Origin of the sequence: Paenibacillus harenae DSM 16969 (assembly GCF_000422465.1) — a bacterium.
Lineage (GTDB): Bacteria > Bacillota > Bacilli > Paenibacillales > Paenibacillaceae > Pristimantibacillus > Pristimantibacillus harenae.
Window position 1 is genome coordinate 63,219 of record NZ_AULV01000019.1, and the last position, 22,446, is coordinate 85,664.

Sequence of the window (22,446 nt, forward strand, 5' to 3'; positions counted from 1 at the left end):
GAATGGAGCAACGGGTAAGTAAAGCCGCTTGGTCGGCATATACGGAGCAGGATACGGTTGCTTTGGCAAGGCAGCTTGCCGCTTGGGCGGGTCCGGGTTCGCTGCTTGCGCTGGACGGGGACCTTGGCGCGGGCAAAACCAGGTTCTCGCAAGCCTTTGCCGAAGCGATTGGCGTGAAGGGGATTGTGAACAGTCCGACCTTTACGATTATTAAAGAATACGATGGGGAGACGCTTCCCTTTTATCATATGGACGTCTATCGGTTGTCGCTTGAAGAAGCGGACGAGCTTGGCTTGGACGATTATTTTTATGGCAATGGCGTGACGATTGTCGAGTGGGCGAGCTTAATTGCGGAGCTGCTGCCGGACGAACGGCTGGAATTATATATCGAGAACCTGGGCGGCGAGTCGCGGCGGATCGGATTGACCGGGTTCGGCGAACGGTATGCCGGCTGGTGCGAAGCGTTGAACGAGATAGGAGCGGACAGATGAGAGCAGAGCAGCACCAAGCTGGACCGATTTTGGCGTTAGATACGTCTACGGCGTCGATGGCCGCCGCGATCGTAAGCGGCCGCGGCGTGCTGGCGGAAATTCAAACGCTGGCGGAGCGAAACCATTCGGTTCATGTCGTGTCGCACATTAAGGATATGATTGCGGCCAGCGGAATAAAGGCTGATGAGCTGGAAGCCATCGCAGTAGGAAACGGACCCGGGTCCTACACCGGGATGCGAATTGCCGTCGCCTTCGCCAAGACGCTGGCCTGGGCATGGAATAAACCGCTTGTCGGCGTATCCAGCCTGGAGGCGCTTGCTTATGGCGCTTCGCATCAAGAAGCGGACGCAGCGGATGGCGGCGGCGCGCATTGGGTGATTCCGATCATGGACGCGAGACGCGGACAAGTGTATACCTCGGCGTTCTCGGCGGCGGGACGGACGGCATGGAGCCGATGGGCCGACGATGGCGTAAGGCTAATGAATAACTGGGTCGATCAGTTGGCTGAACGATTGAACACGCAAGCTGAAGGAGACGTTGGCGCCATTTCGTTGGTCGGCGATTTAACGCTGCATGAGGCGGAAGCGGATAGGCTGAAGCTGCTGGGCGAAGCGGCCGGTGTCCCGGTAATTCTGCAGCCTTTTGTCCAAGAGGGCAAGTGGATCGCGGAATTAGGCAGAATGCGGCTGGAGGCGGGGCTGACGGAGAATCCGCATACGTTTATACCGAACTATACGCAGCTAACCGAGGCGGAGGTCATTTGGAAAGCGAAGCAGGCAGGTGAAGCGAAGGCATGAAGGATGATTTTAATAAACTGCTGTTCCGCTCCATGACGGTTGCCGACGTACCGTCAATCGTTGCGATTGAACAGCAGGCTTTCACCTGCCCCTGGTCAACGGAAGCGTTCATAAACGAGCTGACGAATAATCTGTTCGCGCGGTATATGGTCATGGAGCTCGGCGGAGAAATTATCGGGTACGGCGGCATGTGGATCATTATGGATGAAGCTCATGTGACGAACATAGCGGTGCTCTCCGGGTACCGCGGTTTAGGGTTAGGCAACCGATTGCTGCTGGAGCTGCAGCGGACTGCGGTATTCTACGGAGCGGCCAAAATGACGCTTGAGGTTCGCGTGTCGAACGAAATCGCGCAAAACCTGTACCGCAAGCACGGCTTTGAGCCGTCGGGTATCCGTCCGCGTTACTATTCGGATAACGATGAGGATGCGCTTATTATGTGGTCGGAGCTTGACCAAGAAGAGCTTAAAGCAGGGGAGCAATGAAGGTGAGTCATATAGATATTACAGCAGGCGGTTCACCGGCAGACGACATCATCCTAGCCATTGAGACCAGCTGCGATGAGACGTCGGCGGCCGTTATTCGCGGCGGTAAAACGATATTGTCCAATGTGGTGTCCAGCCAAATCGAGATTCATGAACGTTTCGGCGGTGTCGTGCCGGAAATTGCCTCGCGTAAGCATGTGGAATCGATCACGCTGATTATCGAGCAGGCGGTGAAAGAGTCGGGATTGAAGTTGAAGGATATGTCAGCCGTTGCCGTCACGCAAGGACCAGGCCTGGTCGGCGCGCTGCTCGTCGGCATCGTTGCGGCTAAGAGCTTGGCGATGGCGCTTGATATACCGTTGATCGGCACGCATCATATTGCCGGTCATATTTATGCAAATGAGCTTGTGCATGATATGGTCTATCCTTGTATGGCGCTTGTCGTATCGGGCGGCCATACCGAATTGGTGCTGCTGGAGCGCGAAGGCGAATTTCGTCTGATCGGGCGTACGCGCGACGATGCGGTCGGGGAAGCTTACGATAAAGTGGCGCGGGCGCTGCGTCTGCCTTATCCCGGCGGACCGCATATCGACCGTCTGGCGCATGAAGCCGGCGAAGCCATCGAGCTTCCCCGGGCATGGCTGGAAGCGGACAGCTACGATTTCAGCTTCAGCGGCTTGAAATCAGCCGTGCTTGCGGTGATCAATCAGACGCGGATGAAGGGGCTCGAGCTGAATGAAGCGGCTTTGGCACGCGGCTTCCAGGAGTCGGTAACGGAAGTGCTCGTAACGAAGGCCCTGCGCGCTGTCCGCCAATACGGTGCGAAGCAGCTGCTTCTATGCGGCGGCGTCGCGGCTAATCGGGGGCTGCGGGCAGCTCTGACGACACGTTGCGAATCCGACGGCGTACCGCTTCTCATACCGCCGAATGCGCTTTGCACGGACAATGCCGCCATGATTGGAGCAGCTGCATTTTTGAAGCTGAAACGGCAGCGCTTCACCGGCCTCGACATGAAAGCCGATCCCGGATTTTCACTGGAAGGCTGGTCTGTAGGCAGTTGAACAAAAAAAGTTAATACTTTGAATTGACAGACTATTTCCAATCGCATATAATAAGCACCAATACTTCAAACTTCATATGCTGCAAACGCATGGAACAGGAATAGTAAAGCTTATCCGGGAATGCCTGGTGTCTTACAGCGGATCGAATTTGTCTCTGTGACACCTCGAATCAGAGAGCTGCGGGTTGGTGCAACGCAGACGAAGGATGCTTGAAGCTCGCCTGGGAGCGGAACAATGGAAACGATATTGACTTGCCGTTCGTCAGAGGATGGCCTGTCAAGCGGATACATTGTTACGGTTAACCTCCGTAATCGGGTGCATATGAGCAGGCATCCGGAGCCGGCCATATGCTTAAGGTGGGCATTCCTGCTTGTTCGCAAGCATTTGAATGGATGTCAACAAGGGTGGTACCGCGCGGGTCATTTATAGCCTGTCGTCTCTTGATTATAGAGACGACAGGCTTTTCTTGTTGCCATCTCCATGAAGCAGGTCAGATCACTCGCATAAGTAACGAATCACATAGAGTCAAACGCTATGAACAGGAGCAGTAGAACAGGAAGCTGGCAAAGCGGATTTCGAAGTTCTCCCATTCAGAATCGGGTGAGCGGGTTTTTCGAAAACGTGAAGAGAGCTGCGGGTCGGTGCGACGCAGTCGAAGCGGAGGTTTGAATCTCGCCTGGGAGCGGAATGATGGAAACGGGTTGCTCCATTGCATCCTGAACGTACATCGTTACGGGTAGCCGCCGTCATCGGGCATTAAGCGGGTTCGGGCCCGCAGCAGGAGAGAATTGCCGCCGTTCATCGGCGTCAGCCTCTTGCGAGCAGGGTCCGGCCAATTAGAGTGGTACCACGGCGTGGTTTAGGCATGTCGTCTCTTTCAAGGAGACGGCATGCCTTTTTTTTGATCCCCCTTGCAGAAACGCCTATCGGCGTTCTTGTCAAAGGACGCAACTGTTTCGCGATGAAAGATAAGATCATTTATAAGAATTAAACTTATAAAGTCTTATATTTTTAAAAAAACCGGAGGCTGATGAGCATGAAAAACGAAATGAAAAACGAAATGAAAAAAATTCAAATATTCGATACGACTTTACGGGACGGCGAGCAATCGCCGGGGGCTTCGCTTGATCCGGAACGCAAGATCATAATAGCCCGCCAGCTTGGAAAGCTGGGTATTGACGTCATTGAACCGGGTTTCCCGGTATCAAGTCCCGGTGAATTTGCGGCTGTTCAACAAATATCTCGCGAGCTGCAGCATGTGGAAATTGCCGGCTTCGCAAGAGCGGTCAAGGCTGATATTGATGCTGCGGTGAAGGCGACGCAGGATGCGGCGCGAAGAAGGCTGCATCTGTTCATCTCTTCATCGGATATCCATTTAAACCATCAGCTCCGCAAATCCCGCGACGAGGTCGTCCAGATTGCGCGTGAGATGGTCGCCTACGGCAAGCAGTTCGTGGATGAAATCGAATTTTCCGCGATGGACTCGACCCGGTCCGGCAAAGACTTCGTTATCCAGCTGGTGGAAGCCGTCATTGCCGAAGGAGCTACGATCATTAACCTGCCGGACACATTGGGATATGCGATGCCTGAAGAAATGAGCGAGCTGTTCCGGACGGTCCGCAGGGAGGCAAGAGGCGGCGAGACGGTGAGATACAGCGCTCATTGCCATAACGACCTGGGACTTGCGGTGGCGAATAGCCTTGCAGCGATTCATGGCGGCGCGACACAAATCGAGGTAACGGTAAACGGGATCGGAGAAAGGGCCGGCAACTGCTCGCTTGAGGAGCTGGTCATGGCGATTGAAACTCGCAAGGATGCGATGCAGGCGCAGACCGGCATTCAAATCGGCGAAATCTTCGAAACGTCGCGAATGGTAAGCCGTGCCATGCATTTTCCTATTGCCTATAACAAACCGATCGTCGGACGCAATGCGTTCCAGCATGAATCGGGCATTCATCAGGACGGACTGCTCAAAAATCGCAATACGTACGAAATCATGGATCCCGAAGCGATGGGCATCCCGCGGAACATGATCATTCTGGGCAAGCATTCCGGCCGCCACGCCATCAAGCACCGGCTTTCCGAATACGGCATTGACGTAACCGATATGCAGCTGCAGGACGTATATGACAAATTCAAGGAAACGGCCGATACGCAAAAAATCGTTACCGACGACGAGCTGATCCGTATTGCCGGCGAGCTTACGGAGACCCAGCCGGATCCCTACGTGCTTGTGGATCTGCACGTTCACGCAGGTACACAGCGCTCCCGCAGCGCCACGGTTACGATTCGCGAAAACGAGTTCGGGGCTGAGCAATCGTATATGGCGATGGGAGCGGGACCGATCGAGGCGGTTATTCATGCGATCCAGCAAGCGATACCCGTCGCGGCTGAATTTGAGGATTTGGAGCTTCACTCTTTATCCACAGGCGAGGATGCGCACGGAGAAGCAGTGGTAAGCATCGTGCACCGGCAGCAGCGTTTCCGCGGAACGTCGATCCACCGGGATATCGTGCTTGCGGCGGCACAGGCCTATGTTGCGGCTTGCAATCAAGCCGTTATGACCACGGGAATCAGAGTCGCCGATACGGACGCCAGCAGCGCGGTTAACTGATTTGACATCCAAGAATATTCGAAACCAATTTCGGAGGGGAGGATATTTTTGAATCCAATCATTCAATATTACAATCAATTCGATGAGTGGGGGCGTCTCGACAGAGAGCCCCTCGAATTTATGGTTAACTGGCATTTCATCCGGAAATATTTGCCTTCCGCCGGTCGTGTTCTGGATAACGGGGCCGGGCCGGGGAAGTATGCGATGGAGCTGGCGAAGTGCGGCTACGACGTGACGTTAACCGATTTAACGCCAAAGCTGGTCGAAATGGCCCGTAATAAAGCCGGAGAGCTGGGACTTGCCGAACGGTTCAAAGACTTCCATGTCGCGAATGCGGCGGATCTTAATGTTCTTTCTTCCGGACATTTCGATGCGGCGCTTATGCTAGGCCCTTTATATCATTTGCAGGAGAAAGACGAGCGAGAGCGGGCTGTAGACGAACTGTATCGGGTCACGAAGAGCGGCGGCGTTGTTTTCGTCGCCTTTATGACTAGGATTCGCCACTTGATGACCTCGCTGTCCGAACCGCAGATGTGGAGGCCGAATGACAATATGAATGAAATCGAGAGCTTTATGAGTTCCGGCGCATTCAATCATACGGATGAGGGAAGATTTACAGGCGTTTACTACGTTCACATAGACGATATTAAACCGTTCATGGAATCGCAAGGGTTTGAAACGATTAAGCTGATCGGATCGTCGAGTATCGCTGGCTCGCTTCACAATGAGCAGTTCGATTATTGGCACTCGAGGGGAGAGGAAGAGTATTCCCGTTTCATGCAGCTTATTTACGATCAGGCGGATAATATCCACACTTTAGGCGTTTCCTCCCATTTGCTATATATCGGAATAAGAAAATAAAGCATTTTCCTTCCATAATTAGTGTTGTGCACAAAGTTATCCACAATCGACATCATTTTTGTGAATAAGACGAATAAATACCCGATTGTACTGGATTTACGCAATCTCAACATTGTGTGCGAAAAGGGGATAGTTTTTTCACAGCTTATTGTGGATAATGTGCATAACGTGGATAATTGAGCCAGTCTTATGATAATATGCCTAGGGTTCGACAAAAATCCGCGAAAATAGTACCCCATTCCTTTCTGACTATCGACAGAATTAACTAACAATTTATGCAGTTTTGTGGATATCTCTGTGCATAACTGAGGAGATGGCTTTTGTCCTAAAATCCTTCCGGTTTTATCCTATTTTTCGCGTTGCGCTTTCGTTGCGGTCGCGCAAAAAAATTGCGCGAATTACAAATGAGGTTTTCGGTGAAAATGTGGGCGGTATACGTTATCGTTAAACTATGATGAATAGCAACGATGCGAACCCCACCTTAAGACGATTAGCTCAACCAACGTTAAAGTGTGAATGGAGGTTAACCGGAGAATGGATAAGGAAACGGTCATTCAGGTAAGCTCAATCAGTAAGTTTTATGGTGCGAATAAAGCGGTCGATCGGGTTTCTTTTCAAGTGAAGCGGGGCGAGATTTTCGGCATCATCGGCACGAATGGATCAGGCAAAACGACATTGCTCGAAATGCTGATGGGATTGCGGACCCCGGATAAGGGAAGCATTCATTTGCTTGGGAAGGACTTGCAGCAAGAAGCGGTGAGCTTGAAGGAGGATATCGGCATTTATCTGCAGAGCACTGCTTTGGTCGATAAGATGAGCGTCCGCGAGGCGATGGAAGTATTCCAGGCATTCTATAATCGCAAAAATGATTTGGATCGCATCATTGAACAATTTGGGCTCCGTCCTTATGCGAATAAAATAATAAAAAGGTTATCCGGCGGGTGGAGGCAGCGTACTTCGCTTGCCATTGCGCTTGTGAATGATCCAAAAATCATTTTCCTGGATGAGCCGACGACCGGTCTTGATCCCCAGGCCAAAACAGAATACTGGACGCTTCTTCGCGAATTAAAGCAGCAAGGTAAAACAATAGTTGTAGCTTCCTATGATATGGAGGAAATTCAACGCAATTGCGATCGCGTCAGCGTAATGAGAAAGGGAGAGCATGTCATCTGCGGCAATCCCCAAACCCTTATCGCCGAGTTGCCCGGCGGCGGCATGACGATGGAAGGGGTTTATATGCATTATGCTGCTGATGTTAGAGGAGTATTGGCTTATAAGCTTTAATGGACATGGGCGGAAGAATCGTTTATTTGCCTCTGGACGCCTCAAGGAGGGCTTGTTAGTCAATGTATCATCGCGATCGCATCGGAAGTCCGTCTATCGAACGATTGGAACTAGTAGAAAAACGAATGGAGATGATAGCACTTTTAATAAATCGAATGAATAAGGGGGAAATGGCGGAGGAAAAAAATAAGGCAAGCGGTAAGCGCAAAAGCCGCAGTCGAAGTTCCGTAACATTCAATTGGATCGGGCGGTTCGTTCTGATGATGCAGCGTATGTTTCTATAAGCAAAACATAGTATAATAGGAATATGCTGAAAAATCGGAGGAACGATTGTGAACGATTGTATTCCGCTTATAGGACAACAAATGCGTCAAATGGCTTTACGCTGGTTTACAGCAGAACCGCTAGTGCGGCTGACGGAGCAGTTTATTGAATATAAGCTGCAGGAGTCTCTTAAATTCGGACAGTTGACCGTTATTCACTATCGGATGTTCGGAGGTGAAGGAGACAAGGTTTACCGGGCTGCCGGCGCGGTCGAGCTTTTTATTCTAGCCTCGGATATATTGGATGATTTGCAGGATCAGGATGCCCCCGGTAAACCATGGATGCAGGTGTCCGGGGCGGCCGCACTCCATGTCGCATCGTCCCTATTAACATTATCGCAGCAAGGAATGCTTGATTGTACGGATAATAATGACACCCGCCTTGCGTTGGTGGAAATGATGAACATGCATCTTCTGCAGGCGGCGAATGGGCAGATGCTCGATATAATGAATGAAATAACGGATGAGCAGTCCTACTTGGAGATGGTCAAGCAAAAGTCCTCCATGCTGTTGTCATTTGCTTGTATGGCGGGCGTTATGCTCGCAGGAAAGCCATGGAACAGCGTGGTTGGGGAGTACGCCATCGAGATAGGCATAGCCGCGCAACTGAGGAACGATATTCGGGATTTGCTGCGCTGGGACGACAAAAGCGATTTCCTGCAGCGGAAACGAACGCTGCTGACATTGTTTTTATTAGAAAGCCTCTCTGACGAAGATCAGTGGATTCAAGACTATTTCGACGGACGTTTATCTGCGGAAGATATTGAAAACGCACGTGCAAGATATGAGGAAGCCTGCGAGCGGACAGGCACCCTATTGTACGGATCCGTTATGAGCCGGATGTACTACAACCGTTTCGAGGAACTACTGGATTCCATACAGGAAGCTGGTCCTTGGAAAGCGACATTTTTACAGATATTGAACCAAGAAATTGCATGAAATCCCACCACGCAAAAGTGACTTCGGTAAATACGAATCAATTTTGCGTTTTCTGTCGATTCGTTTCCTGTTATAGTATTAATGTAAAATATTTTTACTATATTTATAGAGAAGCGGAGGAGTTAATATGTTGAAAGAAACAATTCGTCAATTGGTAAGCAGCACAGAAAAGATGTCTATGGCTATGGGTGGAAATTTGCAGTTAGCAGGTGTTTCTGCAGCGGAACAGAAAGCTCTTCTTGGTGAATTGAAGAACAAAAACGACAAAAACAGCGGTTACGCATACATGTGGAACTAGAATTTTGATTTTGCTTGAAGGGAAGAGGATTGCATGAGACCTACTAGACTTAACCGCTTCATCTCAATCCTCTTTCTTCTAGTTCTTCTAGCCTCCCTTTTTTATTTGACTGCCGTTATCGTAAGAGTACCGTCAATAGGAGCGGTATTGATAGAGGAACCCAGCGATCGTTTTTATGTCAAATCGTTGGAGGCTGCAGGGCAGGCGGAAGTGAAAGGGATTCGGGTCGGGGATCAAATTTTAGAAGTAAACGGTAAGCCCGTAGGAGAATTTGAGAATGTAAGGAAATACAATTCAATTGAATATGCGGATAATGTTCTCGTCTTGCATCGGGATAACGTCGAGCAAGTTATATATTTCCCTAAAGGTTGGACAGGTGATCATTCGCTCTGGGAGCTGTTGATTCAATTATTTATCCCGGGCATTTCACTTGTTATTTTTTGCGCGTTTTCAGGCTTTTTGTACGTGAAGCGCCGTCATGATAAAGCAGCGGTCATGCTTATTCTCTTTTTTGTATCCATAGGGATCTGCTATTATAGCTCGGCCGCTTCTAATCGAAGCGACCCAATTGGGATTTCAATTATTTACCTCGTTCTTCCTAACATTCCGTTATTGTTTATGAACTTTATGAATATCTATTTGCAGCGCTTTGATGTCCACTTTATTAGCAAGCGGGTTCTTCGCACGTTATTTATTATCGTCGGCTTGGTTGGAGCCGCAAGCCTGCTGTACATATGGACCGACATTTCATCGATTAGAATCTATACGTATATACAAATGGCCTATAGCAGCGTAGTGCTTCTAGGCAATTTGGTGTGCGTTTATAAGCTGATCCTTAAGTTTTTCAAGCATCGGCGTACAAAGCTGCATTCCCTTTTTACGATTACTTTGATTTCGCATATAGTCGCTTTTACACCATTCGCAACGATGAATTTGATTCCGCCTATTTTTGACGAGAAACAGATTCTGCCTGCGGCATTCACGGCACTCTTCTTGTTCATTCTTCCAATCGTATATTTCTATTTATCAACCTCAAACCAGCTGTTTGATATTGATTTTATTTTAACGAGATTCAAATACTATACGGCGCTTGCATTACTACCGTCAATCATTGTAGCGGCGTTGGTGGCATTTGTTATTTTGGGAGAGAAAAACCCGTCATGGTCCGCATGGTTTGGCATCTTCTTTGTCATCTACATCGGGATGACGTTGTTTTTATATGCGAAAGAGCAGGTCGATCAACGGTTTCGGCCAAAGCTTTTTAAAGCTATGTACAGTTATCAGGACAGTCTGGACCGATTCTCCCGCAAGATTGCCCGCGTCATGAAGCAGTCGGATTTGGAGAACGTGCTTAAGCAGGAAATTGCCGAGCTGCTGCCGGTTAACCGGATCACTTTCTTGCTTGTCGAACAATCGGAGAATACGGTATTCCCAATGGGCGAGCACCCGGAAGAGCTCATTACGGCCGAATTCCTTCTGGGCACGGTTAATTCCCTTCAAGTGGGGGAGTTAATTGAGCTGCCGTACGGTTTAGGGCTTGTCATCGGCAGGCAGCGGTCCCGGTATCATATTTTATGGATAGGGCTTAAAACGAACCATACCCGCTTCAACTCGGACGAGCTGCGCTGGCTGAAGACGATGTCCAATTATGCCAGTATCGTATTTGAAAATTTATATCTGATTGAAGGTCTGATTGAAGACTTAGAGTCCGAGGTGCGCAAGGAGCATTCCACGTCGCCATGGGTCCTTCGCCTGTTATTCTGCCTCTCTGAGAACGAACGGAGGAAGCTTGCCGCAGACTTGCATGACTCGGCGCTGCAGGATCAGCTACTTTGGTACCGGAAGCTTGAAGCCGTTATGATGGATCATCCCATTTCGGATAAGCTTGGTGGCGAGCTGGAGGATATTAAAGAAGGATTGCTTGACGTTATTCATCAAATTCGGGAAACCTGTAATGAGCTGAGACCGCCGCTGCTCAAAGAGATGGGCGTTGTGGAGGCTGTCGAGTCGATTATTGAGCATACGCAGATGCGTGTTAATTTTTCAGTCGATTTCCGCGCGAAGCCGTTTACCCGCGAACTCAATGAGGAGCAGATCACAGCTATTTATCGGATTGTACAGGAGCTGCTTCGCAATGCCGATAAACATTCGCAGGCTAGATTAATTACACTGGAATTGGAACAGCGAAAAGGAACGATTTATTTCCGATATCAGGATGATGGAATCGGCATGGATGTTAACCAAATGATTGCTTCATTTGAGCATATGGGCTTGTCCGGCATTAAAGAACGTGTAACGGGTCTTGAAGGAGACATATCGTTTCATTCTAAGCGCGGTGACGGCCTTGAGGTTGTTATTTTGTTGCCGGAAATTATGACGACCGGTCGAACAGAGAGGGGTATATCGCGTGATTCGTATCTTATTAGTTGATGACCATCCTTCTGTTGGAGAAGGTACCAAAACAATGATCGAGCAGGATGCCGAAATGAAAGTATCGGTTGTATTGTCAGCTATCGAAGCGCTAGAAGTCGTACAAACAGAACAATTCGACCTTATCCTATGCGATTTGAATATGCCGGGAATTAGCGGATTGGAGTTAACGAGGAGATTAATTCAGCAGGATCCGGAACGTAAGGTTATTATTTATTCGGGCTATGAAATCGGTTCGCATTTCAACCTGCTTATCGAGTCAGGCGTGTCCGGGTTTATATCGAAGACGGTATCAAGAGAACAGCTTCATAATGCGATTCGCTCTGCGATGCGCGGAGATGCGGTCATTCCCATTTCCTTGCTGAAGCAGCTTAGAAGGCATGAGGTTACAATCGGACGTACGGAAGTGTCGGTTCAGGATGTATCGATAACGGAGAAAGAGCAAACGATTCTTCATGAAGTTGCTACAGGAATTAGCAATAAAGAGTTGGCCGTTATGCTGCACGTCAGTCAAAGAAACGTCGAGTACCAACTCTCGCGGATATTCGATAAGCTGAATGTACGCTCCCGCTCAGAAGCCATTAAAGAAGCGCAGCGCTTGGGGCTCATCAGCCTAGAGCAATATTAATATTCTGGCTTAAGTATTCAAGGCAAATAGCGGCAGATCAAGGATTATTCAATTCCTTAATCTGCCGTTTTCATTGCCGATTATATTAATGAGGCTAATCCTATAACGATCCATCCGCTCGACCATAAGCTCGTTTGTTAATCCTTCGATACCGAATGCGGGCTCCCCGCACAATGTCCAACATCGATACCGCGCGGGCTTTTTCATGCGTTCACCCCATCTTCGACGCCGCTCGCCTGTCCGCCGCTCCATATCACATTGGTGGGGTATTAATCACGATGCGTTCCGATAATGGCTGCCCGAAGCCCAATGAAGGTAAGTGATTTCCCCTCTTTGCTTTTACATATACTGCTCCCATTCCTCATAAGCGGCGGCCAGCGAGGCTTTGTGAACACCGATTTGACCTTGAATTTCTTGGATACGGATATAATCATTAAATATCGCGGGATCTGTCAGCTGGACTTCCAGATCCGAAATTTTCTGCTCTAAGTCGGCAATTTCTTGTTCCAATTGCTCGATCTTACGCTGCCGGATACGTTCTTCACGCTTCGCCTGCTTATCTGCCTCGTATGAGTTTGCCGGTATGTTGTCGGAAATCGCGGATGATTTCGAGCCTGTTGAGGCTTTTTTTGATAACGACTCTAATCGAACCTCCTCGATTTCACGTTTTTTCTCTATCATTTCGTCATAATTTCCCAGGAAATGCTCGGTGCCCGCCGGCCCTAGTTCGACAATGCGTTCCGCCATTTTGTTGAGGAAATATCTGTCATGCGAAATGAAAAACAATGTTCCCTCGTAGTCCAAGAGCGCCGATTCCAGTACTTCTTTACTGAACAGGTCGAGATGGTTGGTAGGCTCGTCCAAAATAAGCACATTTGCTTGAGCCAGCATCAATTTCGCTAAGGAAACCCGTGCCTTCTCACCGCCGCTTAGCGATGAAATCCGTTTGAGAACATCCTCGCCGCTGAATAAGAAATTACCAAGAACCGTACGAATACGTGCTTCTTCCATATGCGGATAGGTTCCCCAAACTTCTTCCAGAACGGTATTCTGAGCGGTCAGCCTTGTCTGTTCCTGGTCGTAATACCCGAGTTTAACATGGGTTCCGAAGCGGATTGTGCCGGTTGTCGGCTCGATCTGCCCGACGATCGCCTTCAACAGCGTCGATTTGCCTATTCCGTTCGGCCCAATCAAAGCAACGGTTTCGCCGCGTGTAAGCTGGAAAGAAACATGTCGGAACAAGGGCTTGTCACGGCCGTCGAACGTAATGGATAAGTCGTCGACAGCCAATACATCCTTGCCCGTTGGGCGTTCGATCTCGAACGTGAAATATGCCTTCTTCAAATCGCCCATAGGCTTGTCGATTCTATCCATCTTCTCGAGCGCTTTGCGTCTGCTTTGTGCGCGTTTGGTCGTAGAAGCGCGAACGATATTGCGCTGTACGAATTGCTCCATACGGGTGATTTCATCCTGCTGCTTCTCATACTGCTTCATGTTAATCTCGTATTCCGCCGCCTTCAACTCCATGTACCGGCTGTAATTTCCGGTATACCTTTTGGAAATATGGCGTTCGATTTCCACAATCGTGTTCGCAAGCGCATCCAGAAAATATCGGTCATGCGAGACGACGAGAATGGCTCCGGAATAACCGCGCAGGTAGGATTCAAGCCAAGTAAGCGTTTCAATGTCCAGGTAGTTCGTCGGCTCGTCGAGCATGAGCAGGTCGGGCGCTTGCAGCAAAATGCGCGCAAGAGCAAGCCGCGTTTTCTGGCCGCCGCTTAAGGTGGATATTAATGTATCCGGAGCGAAGCTGCCGAAGCCCATACCGTGAAGCACGCTGTTTATGCGCGTATTGATCTCGAATCCGCCTTGCTCGCGGAACCAGTCGGAACGCTTCGCATACCGGTCCAGCGTATCCGCATACCGTTTCTCGTCGTCATGAAGCGCAGGGTCCGCGATTCTCCGCTCCAGCTCCCGAAGTTCCTGCTCGGCTTCAATTAAATGAGAAAATACGGCGCGCATCTCCGCTTCAATGGTCCGGTTGGATTGCAGCCCGCTATTTTGGGCCAAATAGCCGATTTTAGTCTCTTTGGCTTTATGGATTGCGCCTGAATTGGCCGACATTTCGCCGGCTATAATTTTTAACAATGTCGATTTGCCGGCGCCGTTCACGCCGACCAAGCCGATACGCTCACGCTCCAGTACTTGCAATGAAATATTGGATAATACGACATTAACGCCGTAGCTCTTTGTAATATTGGAAACTTGAAGCAGCATGTTAAACCTCCACCTAATCATTGTAAATAATTGTCGTACCCATTCCCTAATAGTGTATCATAAATGGGCGCCGGCATTGGCGAAAGTTGTATAACAGTGGTAAACTACAAATAACGAAAAAAACGATAGGAACTAGAAAAGGTGAATGCTTTGGATAAGCTGAGTGGACGGGATGAGAAAGCCGTATTCCGTCGTCAAATGACCCAAAGGCGAGACGGTTTACCGATGGAACGGCGAAAGGAATGGTCTTCGGCGGCATGCGCGAATGCGAAGGGTTTATTGGAAAGCCGTTCCGTGCAATCCTTTATGGTTTATATTTCTTATCGAAGCGAGCTTAATCTATCGGAGCTGATCGAATGGGGCTGGCAGTCGGGAAGAGCCGTTATCGTTCCGCGGTGCGTCGCGGCGGATTTCACTATGACGCTTCATGATTTGCGCAGTTGGGATGAGCTTGTACCGGGCGCATATGGAATCATGGAGCCCAATCCGGCGACGACACCTGCGCTCGACAAGAGCTATATGCCCGAAGCGGTGTTCGTTCCCGGCCTCGCTTTTGACCGCAATGGCGGCCGATTAGGGTACGGCGGCGGTTATTATGACCGTTTTGCCGCAGCCAGGTTGAAGGATGCAGGCGAAGCGGCTCGAACCTTGTGGATCGGCGCAGCCTTTGAAGCGCAGCTTGTAGAAGGCTTCCCTATTGAAGCGCATGATTTACCGATGGATGGGATTTTGACGGAGAAAGACGTTTATATGGTATGATGCCTGTTGTCTGGCATGATCTTAAGCATATGGAAGCAGAGGGAGTGATTAGAATATGGAGCTGACGCATTTTAACGAGCAAGGGCGGGCCCGGATGGTGGACATCTCCGAAAAGGAAGTCACTTCGCGTACGGCGGTCGCTCAGACCATGGTTAAGATGAATCCGGATACTTTGGCACAAATCAAGGCAGGCAAAGTGGGCAAAGGCGATGTGCTCGCAGTCGCACAGGTTGCGGCGGTTATGGCTGCCAAGAAAACGGCGGATTGGATTCCGATGTGTCATCCTCTGCCGCTTACCGGAATTAATATTACGTTCAGCGATAATGAGAAAGATGAACTTTATATAGAAGGCACCGTGAAGACGACAGGCAAAACCGGCGTCGAAATGGAGGCGCTGACAGCCGTATCGGCAGCGGCCCTGACGGTATACGACATGTGCAAAGCGCTGCAGAAGGATATGGTCATCGGGCCGACTCGCCTAATAGCCAAATCCGGCGGCAAGAGCGGTGACTATCGAATTTCGTCAAACCCATAGTCGGGGTAGGGATGGGAGGAATGGTATATGCGGTGGAAGGTAGCAATATTAACGGCAAGCGATAAAGGATCTCGCGGGGAACGGGAAGATACGAGCGCACAAGTCATTCGCGAGTTAATTGAGGAAGAGCTGGGCGGCGAAATCGTCGATTATCGAATCGTACCGGACGAGCAGGACGAAATTATGGCGGCTATCATTGAGATGACCGAGTATTTCCATGCCGATCTCGTGCTCACGACGGGCGGAACGGGGCTCGCTCCGCGGGATATTACGCCCGAAGCGACGCTTAAGGTAATTGACCGCGCGGTTCCCGGACTTGCGGAAGCGATGCGAATGGGAGCGCTCCAGAAGACGAGAAGGGCAATGCTGTCACGCGGCGTTTGCGGCATCAGGGGGAACTCTCTTATCGTTAATTTGCCCGGCAGCCCCAAGGGCGTGCATGAAAGCTTAATGGCGATCATGGATCAGCTGCCTCATGCACTCGGAATTTTATCCGGACGACTGGGAGAGCATAGCGTATGAGCGGGCATGAGCAGCGGGTAGAGGGAACGATTACTAGACAGGGGACAACGGTGCTGAAGGAAGTATCCGTTTACGATGCGGTCGGCATGCGCTTGGCGCATGATTTAACCCGCATCATTCCCGGCCAGTTCAAGGGCCGTCTGTTTAAAAGAGGGCATGTCGTGACGGAAGCCGACATTCCGAGCCTTCTCGATATCGGTAAAGAGCATATCTATATAATGGAGCTTGGGGAGAATGAGCTCCATGAGGATGATGCCGCCTTACGTATGGCTGAAGCACTGCACGGCGAGAATTTGCAAATCTCGGAGCCGCACGAAGGCAAAGTCAGCATCAAATCGACGATATCAGGTTTGGCAACTGTAGATAAAGCGATTGTTGATGCGATTAATGAATTGGGAGACATTGCGCTGGCCACGATCAAAACCAATTCGGTCGTGAAGCCGGGCGGGCAGCTAGCCGCCACCAGAGCCATTCCACTTGTCGTGGCGAAGTCGAAAGTCGAAGCCGTCCTACGGCTTGCAGCGGAATACCGCAGCGCGAATAATGGAACGTCGCCGATTCGCGTCCGGCCCTTCCGCAAGCTGCGGGTCGGATTGCTCACGACAGGCAGCGAAGTGTTTAACGGCCGAATCGAAGATAAATTTGGTCCGGCCGTCCGAAGCAAGCTGGAATCGATAGGCTCGGAGGTTGCCGAGCACCGGTTCGCCCCGGATGACCGACAAACAATTGTCAAGGAAATACACTATTTGCGTGATAAGCGGTATGATATGATACTAGTGACCGGCGGAATGTCGGTTGATCCCGACGACCGCACGCCGGGCGCGATTAAAGCGTCTGGAGCGGATATCGTAAGTTATGGAACACCAATGCTGCCGGGCTCAATGCTGCTTATCGGCTATCTAGACGGGGTGCCGATCATGGGCTTGCCGGGCTGTGTTATGCATGATCCCTACACATCCTTCGACGTCCTGCTGCCCCGCATTCTTGCAGGGGATACGATCGTCAGAGAAGATATTGTCAGCATGGGATACGGCGGATTATACGGCTGCTAGAGATTACGGAAGTTATTTAAGGAGGTAAACGAAATGTCAGGTATAGGTGCAACGGGCATTATCCTGCTTGTGCTGGTCGCTCTGCTGCTGTTCGGTCCGAACAAGCTGCCGGAGCTTGGCCGCGCATTCGGACGTACGCTGCGCGAGTTCAAATCCGGAGCGAGAGAGATGATGGATGACGACGACCGCAGAGATAAAGAAGCAAACCGCGTGGAGGTAAATCGCACGGATAATAACGAGAAAGACAATAAGCGGCTTCCGGATTAATCGGGCCCGCTTTTTTCTTGACTATTGGTTGAATAGCGGGCATATAAAAATAAAAATGGCAGAGGAGGGGAAGAGGAATTGAGAACGGAAGCAACTAACAAGCCGAAAGAGCAATCGCGCAAGCAGCTTATGCGCGAGGAAGGGCTGATGCCGATTTTAGAGCACCTGGGAGAGCTGCGGAAGCGGCTGGTTTTTGTCCTGATTGCCCTTGCGCTAGGCATCGTCGTCGGACTTATTCTCGCCCAGCCGGCCTATAATTTCCTCATGAGCCAGAAGCCGGCGAATACGATTTCCCTGCATACGTTCTCGCTTTGGGACGGAATCGGCATGTATATGAAATTTGCGTTTGTCATCTCGTTAATCGTGGCGCTGCCGGTTATCGCGTACCAGCTGTGGGCGTTCGTGAAGCCGGCTCTTCGCGAGAATGAGCAGCGTTCCACGCTAAAGTACGTGCCGTTCGCTCTTATTATGTTTTTAATCGGGCTGGCATTTTCGTATTTCGTTGTTTTTCCGCTTGCCTTTCATTTTACGAGATCGGTATCGCAGCATTTGAATTTGGAGGAAACGTTCGGAATCGCACAGTATTTTCAGTTTATGTTTAATCTGTTAATTCCGATTTCGCTCCTATTCGAACTGCCGCTTGTCATTATGTTTTTGACAGCGATTCGCCTGGTTAATCCGAAGCGGCTGCGCAAAATGCGCCGTCTCGCTTATTTTATTATGATCTTTATCGGGGTATTAATTACGCCGCCCGATTTCATATCCGACGTCCTCGTTGCTATACCATTGCTTTTGTTGTATGAGGTCAGCGTGTTCTTATCGGGAACGGTGCACAGAAAACAGCTGGCAGCGGACGAGAAGTGGGAAGCGGAGTACGGGGAGTCGTTAAATAAAGCATAACCAAGGAAGAGACGGGCCGTCTCTTCTTTTTTGTTTCATCGGCGGTTAACGATTGGTTGTTGACAAAAATCACGTGCAAGCATATGATTTAAACAGATGTTTTAAACATATGTTTAAATAGAAAACGGGAGTGGAGTTCAATGAAGAGTACCTTTCAGGCTTTTATGAAACGGCCGACCACCTGGGTTGGCATTATTACCGCATTAACGTTCCAGGTTATTTTCTCGGCAATCTGGATGACGGGCTATGACGGCGTAACGGACCGTGTGGAGCAGCTTAGAATCGCCGTTGTGAACGAGGACCAGCAAATGGGACAGCAGATTGCGGCGAACCTGGTTCAAAATCTTCCGTTCGACATCCATGAAGAAAGCAGCATCGAATCGGCAAAGCGGCAGCTTAATGAACGCGAGCTTCAGATGGTTGTCCTCATTCCGACAGATTTCACTCAAAAGGCCGCGGCAGCGGATGGCACCGCTTCGATCCAATATATGATCAATGAGTCGAATCCGGCTCTGATCAAAAGCATCATGAGCGGCGCAGCGGCGCAGATGACGGCGGAGGTTAACCGCCAGGCGGTTGCCGGGGGCGTGCAGACGGTATTGGGAAGCATGAACATGCCGGCTGAGCAAGCTGCGGCTGCGGCCCAAGGGCTGGCGCAGCGCGTAACCTCGGATATTCAGTCGACAAATGTCGTAAACGGCATGAACAATCAAATGGTTCCGATGATGATGGTGCTTGCTTCCTATGTCGGGGCAATGATTATGGGAATGAATTTTGAACAGTCGGCGATGGCGGTGAGCGGGGCAGGGAGCAGATGGCAGCGATTCGTTGTCAGAACCGTCATCAATGCCGGTGCAGCGGTACTTATCTCGTTAGTAGGCTCCTCCTTACTGGCATCGTTCGGCGGTCAAATGGAGCAGGGTTTCCTTCACCTGTGGCTGTTCCAATTGCTGTTCATGCTGACCTTCGTCTTTGTATCCCAAATGTTTTTGTATTTGTTCGGCATGGCCGGTATGCTGTTTAACATTATGGCGCTCTCGGCGCAGCTGGTCTCCTCCGGGGCGATCGTACCGCGCGAGCTTCTGTCCGACTTTTACATTACGCTTGGGGATGCGCTTCCCGCGACCTATGCCGTTGAAGGAAATATGAATATTTTATTCGGCGGCCCTGCTGTCGGCGCCGAAGCGCTGGCACTCGCGGTCATTGGGGTTATCGCGATTGCGGTTAGCGCGTTCGCTGTGGCGGTGAAACGGCATGCCGTTCAGGCTCAGCCGACAGCGGCGATTGCGAGCCATCGAAAATAGGAGGGGAACCTCCTTGCAAATTGGAAGGTAATGCATCAGAATAAGAAAAAATAAGCATAGCTGGAGGAACGGGATGTCAACAGGAGATGCGGATATAAAGATAAGAATACTGTTAGCGGCTAAGAAGCTGTTCGCCCAGTACGGCTTCGAGAAGACGACCGTCCGGCAAATTTGCGAGGAAGCGGGCGCGAACGTCGCGCTTGTATCGTATCATTTCGGCGGAAAAGAGAATATGTTCGGCGCATTATTCGAAACCTTCTTCCCGAATGGGCAGCTTGCGAAGGTTGATCCAACCCTTGATCCCGTCGCGGGAGTCAAGTTTATTATTCGGGAGGTAACGGCGTTTCGCAACAGGGACTATCAGCTTATAAGCATCATTCAGCAGGAAATTATAATGAATACCGAACGCATTCAAAAAATCCGCGAGCATGTGATGCCAACATGGAGACTGCTGAGACATTGGCTGGAGCTAGGGCGGGAGCAGGGGCTGTTCCATTACCGCTCTTTGGATACGACCTTAATGTCCGTCGTCGGCACGCTTCTGTTTCATCGGAACACCGAGTATTGGGCGGTGCTTCTGAAGGAGGAGCCGCCTACGCTTGAAGCGATGACGGAGGAATTAACCTTCTTTATTTTAAATGCGCTGCAATACAACGCGAAATAGAAAAGAACCGTACGCGAGTCATTCGCCGTACGGTTTTTTTACGGCTTGCGCCGTCAAATAGTCAAAATAGCGGTATAGGTCATCAAAATACCGTTAAAGAAAAGGGAGAGGCTTTTTTTATAATAAGATAACTACTACAAAACGAGGTGAAGAACATGCATCCGCTACAACCTGCACCTGCTGCGGCAAAACCTAAGCAAAAAATCAAAACCGGTTCCTTGCAAAAGAAAGAAACAATTGCCGGATTACTGTTCGTCAGCCCCATGCTGATCGGCGTATCGGTATTGACGCTCATTCCGATATTGGCAACGTTTATGCTATCGTTCGCGGATTGGAATTTCATAGCGGGCTTTAAGGATATGAAATGGGTAGGCCTTGCTAATTTCGAGCGCTTGTTCCAGGATGACGCATTCATGAAATCGCTCAAAAACAATGGCTATTTCCTGCTGACGGTTCCTATTTATATGGCATTCTCGATGTTTCTGGCCGTTGTGATCGATAAGCATGTATATATGAAAGGTTATTTCAAGGTAGCCTATTTCATGCCGTATATCTCAAGCATCGTAGCGGTTGCCATCGTATGGCAGGTGCTTTTCCACCCGTCGGCCGGTCCGGTTAACCAGCTGCTTATGTCGCTTGGCATCGAGAATCCGCCGAAATGGATCGCAGATCCGAAGTATGCGCTGCCGTCTCTTATGATGATTTCGATATGGACCGCCATCGGTTTTAACATGATCGTCTATATCGCCGCCCTGCAATCGATTCCGCGCGATTTGTATGAAGCGGCTGACATCGATGGCGCGAACAATTGGGTGAAGTTCAAAAGCATCACGTTCCCGCAGCTGTCATCGACATCGTTCTTTCTGCTTATTACGGGCATTATTTCAACCTTTAAGGTATTTGATTTAATTGCGATATTAACGAAAGGCGGGCCGATCTCCTCGACCAGCATGATCGTCTGGTATTTGTACGACACCGCATTCGTAAATTTGAAAATCGGATACGCCTCTTCGATGGCCGTTATACTGTTCGCTTGCGTTATGTTTATTACGCTGCTGCAATGGATCGGGCAGAAGAAGTGGGTCAACTATTGAGAGGGGAGCGATTATGATGACAGTCAATAAACTTGAGCGCCTCAGAAAAGGAGTCATTACCATTCTCATGCTTGCGGTCAGTATCCTGTTCCTGCTGCCGTTCATCTGGATGCTGTCGGCCTCTTTCAAGATCGAAGCGGACGTATTTACCTATCCGATTCAATGGATCCCGACGAAATGGCATATGATCGAGAATTATACGGAGGTCTGGGTTGGCAAATTTCCATTCTACAAATATTATTGGAATACGGTTAAAGTAACGATACTCACAACAACGGCATCGGCGTTCGTATCGGCGCTTGCCGCCTACGGTTTCTCGAAAATCAACTTTGGCGCCGGCAAATATTTGTTTATGATCGTGCTTGCGACCTACATGATTCCGCAGCAGGCAATACTTGTTCCGCAGTTCATTCTGTACCGCTCGATCGGTTTTTTCGATAGCCATCTTGGTCTCATCTTGCTAAGCAGCTTCAGCGTTCTCGGCACGTTCATGCTGCGGCAATTTTTTATGGGCGTTCATAATGAATATATTGAATCCGCAAAAATAGACGGAGCAGGCCATTGGCGAATTTTTTGGAAAATCGCGTTTCCGCTCGTTCGTCCCGCCGTCGCAACCTATGCCATCCTGCGGTTTATATGGACGTGGAACGATTATCAAAATCCGCTCATTTTCCTACGGACGGATAAACTGTATACGATTCAGCTTGCGATGCAAAAGTTTAGTACGATTAACGGCGAATTCTATTCGCTCATAATGGCTGCTGCTGTATCGGCTATTTTACCGCTGCTGATCGTGTTTATTATCGGGCAGAAGAGTGTGATTGAAGGCATCGCGCTTGGGGGGGTAAAGGGCTAGTTCGG

At 49.8% G+C, this 22,446-nt stretch carries 22 protein-coding genes; 21 read left to right on the plus strand and 1 reads right to left on the minus strand.

Annotated elements, in window-relative coordinates; translation table 11 throughout:
* Nucleotides 1–2: 2 nt before the first annotated feature.
* From tsaE to H581_RS0106975, 11 genes are all read left to right on the plus strand, one after another.
* A complete protein-coding gene (gene tsaE / locus H581_RS0106920) occupies nt 3–491 on the plus strand; it encodes a tRNA (adenosine(37)-N6)-threonylcarbamoyltransferase complex ATPase subunit type 1 TsaE (protein WP_028609379.1) in 489 nt (162 codons plus the stop codon).
* The gene (tsaB, locus tag H581_RS0106925) at nt 488–1,288 is read left to right on the plus strand and encodes a tRNA (adenosine(37)-N6)-threonylcarbamoyltransferase complex dimerization subunit type 1 TsaB (protein ID WP_028609380.1); all 801 of its coding nucleotides are present in this window, start codon (nt 488–490) and stop codon (nt 1,286–1,288) included. The genes tsaE and tsaB overlap by 4 nt, the downstream gene beginning before the upstream one ends.
* The gene (gene rimI, locus H581_RS0106930) at nt 1,285–1,773 is read left to right on the plus strand and encodes a ribosomal protein S18-alanine N-acetyltransferase (protein ID WP_028609381.1); all 489 of its coding nucleotides are present in this window, start codon (nt 1,285–1,287) and stop codon (nt 1,771–1,773) included. Before tsaB ends, rimI begins: the two co-directional genes overlap by 4 nt.
* The gene (gene tsaD, locus H581_RS0106935; RefSeq protein ID WP_211231453.1) at nt 1,770–2,834 is read left to right on the plus strand and encodes a tRNA (adenosine(37)-N6)-threonylcarbamoyltransferase complex transferase subunit TsaD; all 1,065 of its coding nucleotides are present in this window, start codon (nt 1,770–1,772) and stop codon (nt 2,832–2,834) included. Before rimI ends, tsaD begins: the two co-directional genes overlap by 4 nt.
* A gap of 1,060 nt (nt 2,835–3,894) precedes the next feature.
* Entirely contained in the window at nt 3,895–5,448 is a 1,554-nt protein-coding gene (locus H581_RS33290) for a 2-isopropylmalate synthase (RefSeq protein WP_036718057.1), read from the plus strand.
* Between the two features lie 48 nt (nt 5,449–5,496).
* Nucleotides 5,497–6,309 carry a class I SAM-dependent methyltransferase gene (locus tag H581_RS0106945; RefSeq protein WP_028609383.1) on the plus strand — a complete coding sequence of 271 codons (813 nt, stop codon included), beginning with the start codon at nt 5,497–5,499 and terminating at the stop codon, nt 6,307–6,309.
* Between the two features lie 534 nt (nt 6,310–6,843).
* Nucleotides 6,844–7,593: an ABC transporter ATP-binding protein gene (locus H581_RS33295; protein ID WP_051250513.1), complete on the plus strand. Its 750-nt coding sequence runs from the start codon at nt 6,844–6,846 to the stop codon at nt 7,591–7,593.
* A 332-nt stretch (nt 7,594–7,925) separates the two neighbouring features.
* Complete coding sequence (locus tag H581_RS0106960) at nt 7,926–8,855, plus strand: polyprenyl synthetase family protein (RefSeq protein WP_028609385.1); 930 nt, start codon at nt 7,926–7,928, stop codon at nt 8,853–8,855.
* A 127-nt stretch (nt 8,856–8,982) separates the two neighbouring features.
* A complete protein-coding gene (gene comX, locus H581_RS37740) occupies nt 8,983–9,153 on the plus strand; it encodes a competence pheromone ComX (RefSeq protein WP_156889519.1) in 171 nt (56 codons plus the stop codon).
* A 147-nt stretch (nt 9,154–9,300) separates the two neighbouring features.
* Nucleotides 9,301–11,583 (plus strand): ATP-binding protein, encoded by a 2,283-nt coding sequence (locus tag H581_RS0106970; protein WP_051250515.1) that lies wholly within the window; start codon nt 9,301–9,303, stop codon nt 11,581–11,583.
* Nucleotides 11,561–12,211 carry a response regulator transcription factor gene (locus tag H581_RS0106975; protein ID WP_028609387.1) on the plus strand — a complete coding sequence of 217 codons (651 nt, stop codon included), beginning with the start codon at nt 11,561–11,563 and terminating at the stop codon, nt 12,209–12,211. The genes H581_RS0106970 and H581_RS0106975 overlap by 23 nt, the downstream gene beginning before the upstream one ends.
* Nucleotides 12,212–12,550: 339 nt before the next feature.
* Here H581_RS0106975 and H581_RS0106980 read toward each other — a convergent pair whose 3' ends face one another.
* The gene (locus H581_RS0106980) at nt 12,551–14,488 is read right to left on the minus strand and encodes an ABC-F family ATP-binding cassette domain-containing protein (protein ID WP_028609388.1); all 1,938 of its coding nucleotides are present in this window, start codon (nt 14,486–14,488) and stop codon (nt 12,551–12,553) included.
* A gap of 141 nt (nt 14,489–14,629) precedes the next feature.
* Here H581_RS0106980 and H581_RS33300 point away from each other — a divergent pair, with 141 nt between their 5' ends.
* The 10 genes from H581_RS33300 (at nt 14,630) to H581_RS0107030 (ending at nt 22,441) form a co-directional block, all read left to right on the plus strand.
* A complete protein-coding gene (locus H581_RS33300; protein ID WP_051250518.1) occupies nt 14,630–15,247 on the plus strand; it encodes a 5-formyltetrahydrofolate cyclo-ligase in 618 nt (205 codons plus the stop codon).
* A 55-nt stretch (nt 15,248–15,302) separates the two neighbouring features.
* The gene (gene moaC / locus H581_RS0106990) at nt 15,303–15,782 is read left to right on the plus strand and encodes a cyclic pyranopterin monophosphate synthase MoaC (RefSeq protein ID WP_028609389.1); all 480 of its coding nucleotides are present in this window, start codon (nt 15,303–15,305) and stop codon (nt 15,780–15,782) included.
* Nucleotides 15,783–15,809: 27 nt separating this feature from the next.
* Nucleotides 15,810–16,304 carry a MogA/MoaB family molybdenum cofactor biosynthesis protein gene (locus H581_RS0106995; RefSeq protein WP_028609390.1) on the plus strand — a complete coding sequence of 165 codons (495 nt, stop codon included), beginning with the start codon at nt 15,810–15,812 and terminating at the stop codon, nt 16,302–16,304.
* The gene (locus H581_RS0107000) at nt 16,301–17,356 is read left to right on the plus strand and encodes a molybdopterin-binding protein (protein WP_051250519.1); all 1,056 of its coding nucleotides are present in this window, start codon (nt 16,301–16,303) and stop codon (nt 17,354–17,356) included. Before H581_RS0106995 ends, H581_RS0107000 begins: the two co-directional genes overlap by 4 nt.
* Before the next feature lie 33 nt (nt 17,357–17,389).
* The gene (gene tatA / locus H581_RS0107005) at nt 17,390–17,623 is read left to right on the plus strand and encodes a twin-arginine translocase TatA/TatE family subunit (RefSeq protein ID WP_028609392.1); all 234 of its coding nucleotides are present in this window, start codon (nt 17,390–17,392) and stop codon (nt 17,621–17,623) included.
* Nucleotides 17,624–17,752: 129 nt separating this feature from the next.
* Nucleotides 17,753–18,523 (plus strand): twin-arginine translocase subunit TatC, encoded by a 771-nt coding sequence (gene tatC / locus H581_RS0107010; RefSeq protein ID WP_028609393.1) that lies wholly within the window; start codon nt 17,753–17,755, stop codon nt 18,521–18,523.
* A gap of 140 nt (nt 18,524–18,663) precedes the next feature.
* On the plus strand, nt 18,664–19,827 hold the full coding sequence (locus H581_RS0107015; protein WP_028609394.1) for a YhgE/Pip domain-containing protein: 1,164 nt from the start codon (nt 18,664–18,666) through the stop codon (nt 19,825–19,827).
* A gap of 73 nt (nt 19,828–19,900) precedes the next feature.
* Nucleotides 19,901–20,491: a TetR family transcriptional regulator gene (locus H581_RS0107020; protein ID WP_028609395.1), complete on the plus strand. Its 591-nt coding sequence runs from the start codon at nt 19,901–19,903 to the stop codon at nt 20,489–20,491.
* 155 nt (nt 20,492–20,646) lie between these two features.
* Complete coding sequence (locus H581_RS0107025) at nt 20,647–21,585, plus strand: carbohydrate ABC transporter permease (RefSeq protein ID WP_028609396.1); 939 nt, start codon at nt 20,647–20,649, stop codon at nt 21,583–21,585.
* 16 nt (nt 21,586–21,601) lie between these two features.
* On the plus strand, nt 21,602–22,441 hold the full coding sequence (locus H581_RS0107030) for a carbohydrate ABC transporter permease (RefSeq protein ID WP_425414588.1): 840 nt from the start codon (nt 21,602–21,604) through the stop codon (nt 22,439–22,441).
* Nucleotides 22,442–22,446: the final 5 nt, after the last annotated feature.